5 protein-coding genes and 9 pseudogenes are annotated in these 9,974 nt (G+C 63.2%); 7 read left to right on the forward strand and 7 right to left on the reverse strand.

Annotated elements, in window-relative coordinates; translation table 11 throughout:
- Positions 1–108 (forward strand): annotated as a pseudogene (locus ACIGXE_RS36995) (IS5/IS1182 family transposase); the annotation flags it as partial.
- A 28-nt stretch (positions 109–136) separates the two neighbouring features.
- Here ACIGXE_RS36995 and ACIGXE_RS37000 read toward each other — a convergent pair.
- The 3 genes and pseudogenes from ACIGXE_RS37000 to ACIGXE_RS37010 form a co-directional block, all read right to left on the reverse strand.
- The gene (locus tag ACIGXE_RS37000; protein WP_399754539.1) at positions 137–988 is read right to left on the reverse strand and encodes an IS5 family transposase; all 852 of its coding nucleotides are present in this window, start codon (positions 986–988) and stop codon (positions 137–139) included.
- A gap of 89 nt (positions 989–1,077) precedes the next feature.
- Positions 1,078–1,249, reverse strand: a pseudogene (locus tag ACIGXE_RS37005) (IS5/IS1182 family transposase); the annotation flags it as partial.
- Positions 1,250–1,257: 8 nt separating this feature from the next.
- Positions 1,258–1,512: pseudogene (locus ACIGXE_RS37010) on the reverse strand (transposase); the annotation flags it as partial.
- A 482-nt stretch (positions 1,513–1,994) separates the two neighbouring features.
- Here ACIGXE_RS37010 and ACIGXE_RS37015 point away from each other — a divergent pair.
- Both ACIGXE_RS37015 and ACIGXE_RS37020 read left to right on the forward strand, forming a co-directional pair.
- Entirely contained in the window at positions 1,995–2,210 is a 216-nt protein-coding gene (locus ACIGXE_RS37015; protein WP_399754540.1) for a hypothetical protein, read from the forward strand.
- Positions 2,211–2,288: 78 nt separating this feature from the next.
- Positions 2,289–2,552 (forward strand): hypothetical protein, encoded by a 264-nt coding sequence (locus tag ACIGXE_RS37020; protein WP_399754545.1) that lies wholly within the window; start codon positions 2,289–2,291, stop codon positions 2,550–2,552.
- Here the strand turns inward: ACIGXE_RS37020 and ACIGXE_RS37025 are convergent.
- Positions 2,522–2,675: pseudogene (locus ACIGXE_RS37025) on the reverse strand (IS5/IS1182 family transposase); the annotation flags it as partial. The gene ACIGXE_RS37020 and the pseudogene ACIGXE_RS37025 sit on opposite strands and share 31 nt — an antisense overlap.
- A gap of 3 nt (positions 2,676–2,678) precedes the next feature.
- Here ACIGXE_RS37025 and ACIGXE_RS37030 point away from each other — a divergent pair.
- From ACIGXE_RS37030 to ACIGXE_RS37045, 4 genes and pseudogenes are all read left to right on the forward strand, one after another.
- Positions 2,679–2,817 (forward strand): annotated as a pseudogene (locus tag ACIGXE_RS37030) (transposase); the annotation flags it as partial.
- A 166-nt stretch (positions 2,818–2,983) separates the two neighbouring features.
- A pseudogene (locus ACIGXE_RS37035) lies at positions 2,984–3,438 on the forward strand (hypothetical protein).
- 337 nt (positions 3,439–3,775) lie between these two features.
- Positions 3,776–4,042 (forward strand): hypothetical protein, encoded by a 267-nt coding sequence (locus tag ACIGXE_RS37040; protein WP_399754541.1) that lies wholly within the window; start codon positions 3,776–3,778, stop codon positions 4,040–4,042.
- 587 nt (positions 4,043–4,629) lie between these two features.
- The gene (locus tag ACIGXE_RS37045) at positions 4,630–5,760 is read left to right on the forward strand and encodes an IS701 family transposase (protein ID WP_399754543.1); all 1,131 of its coding nucleotides are present in this window, start codon (positions 4,630–4,632) and stop codon (positions 5,758–5,760) included.
- 2,515 nt (positions 5,761–8,275) lie between these two features.
- On the opposite strand, the pseudogene ACIGXE_RS37050 reads toward ACIGXE_RS37045, so the two are convergent.
- The 3 pseudogenes from ACIGXE_RS37050 to ACIGXE_RS37060 form a co-directional block, all read right to left on the reverse strand.
- Positions 8,276–8,867: pseudogene (locus ACIGXE_RS37050) on the reverse strand (IS5 family transposase); the annotation flags it as partial.
- A gap of 264 nt (positions 8,868–9,131) precedes the next feature.
- Positions 9,132–9,329, reverse strand: a pseudogene (locus tag ACIGXE_RS37055) (IS5/IS1182 family transposase); the annotation flags it as partial.
- A 46-nt stretch (positions 9,330–9,375) separates the two neighbouring features.
- A pseudogene (locus ACIGXE_RS37060) lies at positions 9,376–9,974 on the reverse strand (IS256 family transposase); the annotation flags it as partial.

Genomic DNA, 9,974 nt, shown 5'->3' on the forward strand with positions numbered 1-9,974 from the left:
TTCCGGCGGCTACGCGTCCGCTGGGAACGACGCGACGACATCCACGAAGCCTTCCTCGGCCTCGCCACCTGCCTCATCACCTACCGACACGTCCAACGCCTTTGTTAGGACCTCTAAGAGGGCATCTGATCAACTTTCACGCCGATGTGGGCGGAATACCCGTTTCGATTCGCCAGGTTGGTGCAGATTCTCCGGTGAGTTCGCGGCTCATTTTGTTAGCCATGGCCCAGTGGATCATCGTTCGGGATCTCTGCGGCAGGGCCTCGTAGTCGCGCGCGAGGCGGCGGTGCTGCATGAGCCAGCCGAAGGTCCGTTCGATTACCCACCGTTTGGGCAGCGGCCGGAAGCCCTTCTCCTTCGGCCGCTGCACCACCTCCACGTCGATGCCGAGGCGGGCGCCGTGCTGGATGACGCTGGTCTGGTAGCCGCCGTCGGCCCACACCTTGGTCACGCTCGGATGGGCCGCTGCCAGCTCGGTCAGTGCCTGCTTGCCGCCGGTGGAGTCGTGGACGGAGGCGGCGGTGACCAGGACGGTCAGGACCAGTCCGAGGGTGTCGGTGATCAGGTGGCGCTTGCGCCCTTTGATCTTCTTGCCGGCGTCGATGCCCTGGCTGTCTTCGGCGACATTGCTCGAGGTCTTCACGCTCTGTGCGTCCACCACGGCCCCGGACGGCTCGGCCTTTCGGGCGTTCGCCCGGCGGGTCCTGTCCCGCAGCAGGTCGTGGACCTGCTCGGTGGTTCCGTCCGCCTCCCACTTGGCGTAGTAGTCGTAGACGGTCTTGAACGGCGGGAAGTCGTGCGGCAGGTACTCCCAGGGGATGCCGGTGCGGTTGACGTAGAGGATCGCGTTCACGATCTCTCTCAGATCATGCACTCGCGCGGTCGTTCCGGGACCGGTTCGCCCGACACGCCAAGCCGTGAACACCGGCTCGATCAAAGCCCATCGGGCGTCGGAGACGTCGCTGCGATACGGGCGTCGAGAAGTCACTCGAGGTGCAACGACGCACGTCCGGCTTGGTCACAGCGAACGGATCAAACCGCCCGCAACGTAGATCAGATGCCCTCTAAGTGGGTTTGCTGGACGCGGGCCCGCACCCGTCGGTGTTCGGCGTTGTCCTCCTCCTCGCCCGGCAGCAGGGCTCTGCCGGGGCGTTTGCGGGACGACGAGCCCGGTATTGATGTAGGCGCCGTCGGCCAGCACCGTGACGCCCTCGCAGACGGCGGCCAGGCCCGAGTCCCGCCAGGCCTTCACGTCCGTCCGGCCGCATGCTGATGGGCCCGCGCGACTGTGGAGTCGACCGGCACCAGCCAGTCGATGTCACCGGCCGCATCCCTTTCCGCTTGAAGCGCCGCCAGCATCCGCGTGAACGTTCCATCCAGCGCCCACCCGCGGAAACGCGTATACAAAGTGCGCCAAGGTCCGTATCGCTCGGGCACATCACGCCACGCTGTCCCCGTCCGTAGCTTCCAGACGATCCCGTTCAGCACCCGCCTGCCATCGAGCCGTGTCCGTCCCGACGACGCTGCGGCAACAGCGTGGACAACGCTTTCCGCTCAAGATCCGACAGCTCATGACGACGCACCATGCACGACATGATCCGCCACTAGACCCCTTTAAAGACGCTGCCTTTAGCCGCGGTTTTCGGTGGGCCAGGTTCTGGAGTAGCTGGAACTCTAGGCGCCCCTCCACCGCTATGGTGAACTAGCTTCTAAAATTGCAGACGTATAGCTGCGATCACCCAGAGAGGCAGGATAAAGAAGTGTTGCGCCATTTACTTACTGCGGTTGCCATCACAGCCTCATCAGCTCTCGCAGCAGTTACACCTAGCGCCCAGGCTGCCGGCACTTCAGACATACAGATCACTTGCAACTCTGGCACTACTCAAATCGTTGATCACGTCATGCTGAAGACCTGCGTAATCACGAAGGGTTTTCAGTACCTTATCCGGACTGAAATCTGGCACAATAGCCCCTCCGTGGGTCCTGTTTATGTCATGAACGTCAAGCAGTTCCGCAATAATTCCCTCGTGCCAGACAGCGCACAGAACTGCCCTGCGGAAACCATCACGCAATCCCATACATACCGATGCGAGAGTAACTGGCATACAAGCATTGCTGGCATCGGTTATATCCACTCCGCGGCGACGCTGCTCAAGCTGGCCAGCGGAACCATCGGTTCGGCGTTCGACGAGGAGGCTGTCGCCCCCTGAGTCTCATTTGTAGCGTGGGCAGGTGGGCCGCGGTCTGGGGGACTGACACGAAAATGCCCCCTCGAGGTGGTTCAGACGGTGATCGGTTCGAACAGATGGTCAGTCCGAGGCGCTGTTCGCTTCCTTGATCATGCGGCGCATGGCCCGCTCGGGATCGCGGCGGGCGAAGTAGTCAGCGCCGAGTTCCCGGTAGGGCTCATGCAGGACATGCCAGAGGTTTCACTTGGTGAGTCGCCGGTAGTTGATGAGGCTGGTGGCGATGGCTATGAAGGCAAGGAAGTGCTCGGACTTGCGTTGCCAGCGGCAGCCGACAGCCAGACCCGTTCGACGACCCATCGATGACGTGCCAATCGCTTTGATGTCTCGATCCCCCGACGGGCGATCCTGGGCGCGATGCCCCGCCTGCGGAGCCACGACGCAGGTGGAGTTGTAGCGTCTGTCGCCGTGGAGCTTGTCGGGCCGTCGGATGTGGACCGGACCAGGGTCCAGTGGCGCTATCTTCTGTACGACTTTCCGCACGGGAACAGCGTCTACGGCTACTTCGCCAAGTGGGCCGACGAGGGCGTGTTTACCCAGCTCAACGGCCTGCTCAGGCAGCTGCTGATCAGACGAAAACGACCTCTTATAAGACGAGGTCCGCCTGACGACCGCGTACGGCGTCCCAACCGTTCGCTGTCTGTGGTCGATGCCTGCAACGGATCAGACTCCGGCAGGCCACTCCACAGCGATGATGCGCCGGGGGCGTCGCCGCCGAAAATACTGATCGCGCCAGCCTGGCGCTGGCCCAGTCACGCTGTGGGGAGATTGCGGCGCCACTGATCCCGCCCGCTCGGGTGCGGCCGCACAGTGGGCAGCACGTAGATGATCGCGGCGAACAGCGTGTTATCAGGCGTGCAGCCGTGCTTCGGCATATCGAAGCGGACTGCCCATCGCCGGTTCCTGAGGAGGTCCTGCATCACCGGTGACGCCGACCTGCTCGGGCTGTCCCGTGTCGTGCTCGGCTCTACTCTCGTGAGGGCAACAACGGGGGCGAACTCACAGGTCCCTGCCCGGTGGACCATGGTGCTCGTGTATCGCCCGCAAAGGCAGCGAGCCCTCAAAACGACTCGGGCGACGCCGTTGGGTGATCGGGACGATGTCCCGGCTGATCTGCCACCGCCGGCTCAACCACCACAACGAACGCCACACCCGCAACTACCCGGCTCCCCTCGTCCTCGCTGCAACCTGACTATAAGCACACTCCCTCAGGGGATCTCGACCAATTTGAGTCGCTCGGTACTCAAGCCGGGGAGTGCTTGCGGGACCAGAATTGGAAGTAGCCGAGATAGGCTACAGGAATCCCTATTTCGATATCAGCATCTAACGTGAGGGTAAAATTGCGTAAGATTACAGCTGCGTTTGTCGCGGCAAGCGCTTTGTCTCTTCCCGTAATGGCATTCAATGGGACTGCCTCTGCTGCCGACCTTAGCGGCTGCGTCAGTAACGTACTTTCGGATACTCACCGCCTCAGCCTAACCGTATGCATCCAACGCGATCCGTACACTGGCGCATCTATGAAGCCGGTTGTGACCGTCAAGAACGTCAGCAACGTGGCAATCTCTGCATCAACTCTTACTTTCGTCAAGGAAGACACTGCACAGGATCTCCCGATAGGCCCGGTGAAGTCTTGCGATCTTGGCCTGCTCCTTCCAGGCGTCACCAAATTCTGTGATGGCATGTTTGTTTCCGACCCGGATGCTGGCATCAAGAACAATCGGGCGGTCGCACTGGTTTCAGAAAAGGCTCCCGACCGTCCCGAATTTGTGAAGAGAGTCGTCACCGCGTTGGGATGATTCTTTAACGGACTGTTCTCTTAGGTTCCTGGCAAAGTACGACGCGCTCGACACCCCTTCGGGCCCTGGCCGCCTACTTTGCACGGTTGATCGACTCTGCGGAGCCGGCTGAGCGGAAGCCGCTGATCAATCTCAGCGTAGTCAGGCGGCGGAGCTGCTGTAGAAGGAAATGCTGGCCGCGTCCAGAGGGTGCACGTCCCGGGCGCGGCTGGCCGCAGGGCTCTTCAGCACGGCCCTCTGTGGTGGCTCAAGCTGACGCGATCCGCCACATCACAGTTTGACGAGCCTTCGGCGCTGCACTCACCGCTCGAGTGCAGCCCACTCCTCCCCGAAAAGATTCAGTCAAGCGAGCCAGTTCAGGTGCCCACTGAGTCCGTGACTGCGGGGTGGTGTAACGGGCGAGGGCTCGTTCGAGGGGAAGAGCGGAGTCGGGCGTGCGCCGAGTGGTTGGCTGTTTGGGTGGGTGTGCGAGGGCGTGCCGTGGTGTCGTCTGAACGGACCTGGAAGGTGCCGTCGGCGCCTGCGGAGGTCTAGTACTGCAACGGTCCTTATCGTGCCGGTTGGGCAGGTGGGTCGTTGCTCTGGTCATGGGTGGGGAACTTGCTGATGCCCGGGGGTGGGCGGATGAACTGAAGGCTCTGCACGAGCGGTTCGTGCACCGTTTCGCCAGGTCGGAGCCGCGTGAGCCGGCGCTGGCGTATATGCGAGGGCTGATCGCTCCGCTGGAGCGGAAGAACGGCTGGACGCTGGCCGAGGAGGCCGGGCATGCGGGCCCGGACCGGATCCACCGGCTGCTGAACCGGATCGACTGGGACGCGAACGAGGTCCTGGACGATGTCCGCGAATACGTCGCGGAGCATCTGGGCGACCGGGAGGCGGTGCTGATCGTGGACGACACCGGCTTCCTGAAGAAAGGGACCCGGTCAGCCGGGGTCCAGCGGCGGTACTCCGGAACCGCGGGCCGCACGGAGAACTGCCAGGTCGGCGTCTTCCTCGCCTACGCCACCGACCGCGGCCGCACGCTCATCGACCGCCGCCTCTACCTCCCGACGTCATGGACCGACGACCGGGACCGGTGCCGACGGGCCGGCATCGACGACACGATCGCCTTCGAGACCAAGGTCGCCATCGCCCGGGCCATGGTCCGCCAGGCGATCAAGGAGAGGATCCCGTTCCGCTGGGTCACCGCGGACGCCGGCTACGGCTACTCCAAGAGTTGGCGGACCGAGCGGGAACGGGCGGACGTCTTCCACGTCATGGCCACCACCCGGCACGACACCGTCGTCTCCCGCTGGGCCCTCGACCACCCCGTCCACGACCTGTTCCACGATCCGCCCAGGCAGAAGTGGAAACGCCGCTCCTGCGGCGACGGCTCGCACGGTCCCCACGTCTTCGACTGGGCCAGGGTCGAGGTCCGGCCCTGGCACCGGGAAGACCGCCGCCACTGGGTGATCGCCCGCCGCAACGTCGCCCGCCCGCGGGAGATCTCCTACTACATCGCCTACTGCCCCGCCGACACCACCCTTGACCAGCTGATCCATGTTGCCGGCCCCCGGTGGGCCGTCGAGGAACGCTTCCAGAGCGCGAAGCAGGAGTGCGGCCTGGACCACTACCAGGTCCGCCGCTATCCCGGCTGGCACCGCCACATCACCCTGGCCATGGCCGCCCATGCCTGCCTGACCGTCACATTGCGTCATGCACCTGCGCCCCTCAGTTGAAACCCTCCTGGATGAGTTTTCCATTTCTCATGGCGACACGCGGCAGGCACGAAGTGAACGGAGATACTGACGGCGCCAGCATCTCTCTGCCGAGTGGCGGGTACTCATTTCACCTATTCATGCAAGCTGTTATTTTCGCAGGGTACATGTGGTGAGCTCCATCTTGGCTGCCGTTGGCATGCGCAAGAAAGATTCAAAAGGCGGACGCTCCGCAAGCGGCTCGAATACTTGCCAGATACTGAGACGTGCAGCCCGCCCTAATATCACAGCAAAGGCGCTTTGCAGGACAGGACGGATCGCATAGATGAATACCCTAGGTTCTGATATTATCGCTGGCCTCGCATGGGCACGCCGCCTAGCTGGCGCCGATGTTACGGCAAGCGCGACCTTTCGTCCACGTGGCGCCTGGGGTGACAATACGTCTAAGTTAAAGCGCGCCATTTGGCGTATCGGGATCGGAAGTCAATTCCATCCACTAGAACGTCGAATGCGAACGATCAATATTGCATTTCTCCGTTTAGGCGTGCTCGAATTATACGCACTGAACGGTCGGCGCCGAGAGTTTGATCTCGGCGCCATGATCGCGTGCTGGCCCGTCTCTGATATAAATGTCGACGTTGCGCGCTGCAGAGCTAAATCCCAACATTCTTACGCAAATGTCACATCGTCATCTACATTTACAACGAAAGTTGCGCGCGTCACGATCTCGCCGAAGGAAGAGCGCCCGCTACAGATCGATTTCGCTGACAACCGCATGACATCTCACCTTTTAGGGCACCTCCGATGAAGCGGTGTTAGAAAAGCATGCTGGCTCGTAATGGGGCTGGTCGAGCAGCGTGGCCTGCAGGCAAGCCGCAGTGCATGAGCAGTGGCCTGTCCAACAAGTGCCTGTGTCTTCGCGTGAAACCGGTGAACGTCTGCTGGCCTGAGGAAAAGTGCTCCATCAGCTCCCGTACGGGACGCGCCTAGGGCGTGCTCACAAGCTGCCCCGACTCGTGGACGGGGAGGGGTGGTGAAGCCAATAGAAGGCGTCCTTCCGGAGCAGGGATGAACATGGTTCATGCCGTTTCTATTTCTTGTGCTTTCCAGAACAGTAGGACGTCAGCGGCGATCCGGCCGACGGGCAGCAGTATCCCGTCTAACAGAACACCACGCCTCCGATGAAGCGGTCCGCGGCCGGGCAGGCCTCAGAGGAGGTCAGCCATACCCCCGAATGCCCCGGTAATCCATCGACAGACAGGCTGTGGAGTGTATCGGTGCCGGGCCAGACCGTGGGCTGGGGATCTGGACGACTGTTAAAAACTTCGGCCGGGCAGGGGAAGGCCTGTCGGCCGGCTTTCGGCACCGCCCGCAGGTATCGGGCTCCCGGCTGTGTCGGCGGCGCCCGGCGGACAGGGAGCGCCAGGCGGAGCGGGAGGGCGGGCAGCCCAACTGCCAGCTGCGGACGGTCAGGTTGGAATCAAATGCCGCCTATTCGGCGCGATCGAGTAAAAGCGAGAGTCGGAACGTCTCATCCTGAATGGAAATGCTCTGCCGCCTAAGGGCCTGATAGTGAGAACGAGCATGATGGCCGCAGAACAGTAGATCCCGTTCACCTGCGAAGAGTACCCGCACATAGGCTGCGGCTCCGCAGTAGTCACAGCGATCCTGGGCGGTGAGAGGTGCACCCGAGACGTTCATGCCTTTCCTTATTATGCCGGGGCGTAAAATTTATCTGAATCAGGGGAGACTGAGGCGACTGAGTCGTGGGGCTCACGGACTTTGTGTCATGAATGTGAAAAAGGAACCAGCCGGAAAAACCCACCCACCCTAGTGTGAAGAGGGCCCGGCCGGCCCTTGAGGTTCGGATGTGAAAAAATTGGCGAGTAGCCTCGCTGAAAGTGCTTTGATGTTGCTTGGTGGCCAAGGTGTATGTCTCGTAGACGGCAAAAGCGCACACCCAAGAGCACCAAGGTATCCATCTCATGTTACTCATGGATCCTCCATAAGTAGCCTGCATGCGTGATACCTCTTCTGCACATCAGAGTGCGCAGCCAACTGCTTGACTTCCTGAGTAAGAGTTTCCCGATAGGCTCACCTGGCTGGTTTCCCGAGGTGGTCGCCCGAGCTGGGAGGCGCGATCTTGACCCGCCGTAGCAGGGAGGTGTGCTGGTTCGGGATGTCCGTCTGTATCCAGCCTGTGGGGCGGCGCAGAGCCGCAAAGACGCTGGCAGTGGGCATTCCGTAGGGCGGTGGCCGCCAGGCGGTGCGGTGTCGCTGCCGTGGTCGGCCGGACCTTCATAGAGCATCAATCGGGCTGCTGGCCCATGAGGTCGCTGTCGGCAACGTCCACGACAGCCACAGCCGAAAGCCCATGGAGGCCGGTCTCAAAAAACGAGACCCGACGCCCGCCTCAGGCGGCACTCCCATCCGGGAAATCTCCGCACCGACAAGAGGCTGCTGCGACATTCCTGACCTGCGGTGATGACTCCGGCGCAAGTGGATCACACCCCGCATCGCACATGTCGTCGCGTCATTCCCAGCGGACGCGTAGGCGCCGGAAGCCGTGCCAGCAGGCGATCGCGCGCTCCACGATCCAGCGATGAACGCCGAGGCCAGAGCTGTGCGGGACACCTCGGCGGGCAATCAACGGTTTGACCCTGGGCCCAGGCGAGGTCATGGTCGCAGCCTCGGTCGGCCAGCAGCCGGTCAGGCCGTCGCGGCGGCCGTCCGGCCAAGCCGGCAACGGATGGGACCTTCGCGAGCAGCGGCATCAGCTGGCTGGGTGACGTCGTTGCGGTTTCCGCCGGTCAGCGACACGGCGAACGGGATGCCCTACCTGTCGACGAGGACGTGGTGCTCGCTGCCCGGCCGTGCTCGGTCGACCAGGCTGGGTCCGCTTTGGGCCTCGTCGGGCGGCCCGGACATGGCTGGAGTCGATCACCGCCCGCGACCAGTCCAGTCTCTTCGCGACCCGCGGCTTCTTCAGCAACACCAGGTGCGGCTGGTCCCAGACGCCGGCCTTATTCCACGCGGCCAGACGCCGCCAGCGAGGTCATCCCGGACCCGAAACCCAGCTGCTGCGGCAGGTACTCCCACTGGATCGGGGTGCGCGGGACGAACAGGATCCGCCCAGGGCCTGCCGCTCCGGCACCCGCGGCTCCACGGCCGCGACTGACGTCTCCCCAAGGCCAGACCAACGACCATCCCACGAGGCGGGAAAAAACCAGGAGCGGGCTGAGCCGGGCCAGGCCGAGCGTACGGTCGGTCCACAGCCCGACAACCCAGGCATCGGTCACGGCAGACGTTCGGTGCTAGGTTCTGTCGTCAAATGTCACGCCTACATCAGGAGTGACGTGAGGGTGACGGTGGCTTTGTAGGACTTGGCGGCTTTTGTCGTACCGGGTGGCGATGCCACGCCACTGCTTCGGGCGGTTGAAGCACAGTTCCACGACATTGCGGTGCTTGTAGGCCTCGCGGTCGAAGGCCGGCGGGCGGCCTCCGCGGCGGCCTCGTCGAGCCCGGTTGCGGAACTGGTCGGCCCGCTCGGGAATCGTGTGGGCGATGCCCTTGCGGCGGAGCCAGGTGCGATGCGGATCGCCTTCGAGCTGCAGCCCTTGTCGCCCAAGACGGGCCGGCATAGCGGAACGACGCTCTCAGCAGATGGACCACGCAGGTCTGGACCACGGTCTGCGGCCAGACCTCGCCGACCGCGACGGGCAGGCCCCTCAGCCCGTCGCAGACCAGCATCAGCACGTCCTCGACCCCGCGGTTCTTCAGCTCGGTCAGGACCCGCGGCCAGTGCTTGGCGCCCTCGCCTCCCTCGCCCCCGACCCACAGCCCACAGCCCACAGCCCACAGCCCGAGAATGTCGCGGTGCCCTTCGGCGGTGACCGCCAGGGCCATGTAGACAGGGCGGTTGGCGACCTGCCCCTCGCGGATCTTCACGTTGACGCGGTCGATGAAGACGACCGGATAGACGCGGTCAAGAGGGCGGGCCTGCCATTCGGCCATGCCCTCCATCACCGAATCCGTGATCGTCGAAATCGTCTGCTTGGACACGTCGGCGCCATAGACCTCGGCCAGGTGTGAGGAGATCTCGCCATGAGTGAGGCCCTTCGCGGAGAGCGACAGGACCACTTCGTCGACGCCGGTCAGCCGGCGTTGACGCTTCTTGACGATCTGCGACTCGAAGGCACCGTCACGGTCCCGCGGCACCTCGATCTCAACCGGGC

The sequence above is a fragment of the Streptomyces sp. NPDC053431 genome, assembly GCF_044544925.1.
In the GTDB taxonomy this organism is placed as follows: Bacteria; Actinomycetota; Actinomycetes; order Streptomycetales; family Streptomycetaceae; genus Streptomyces.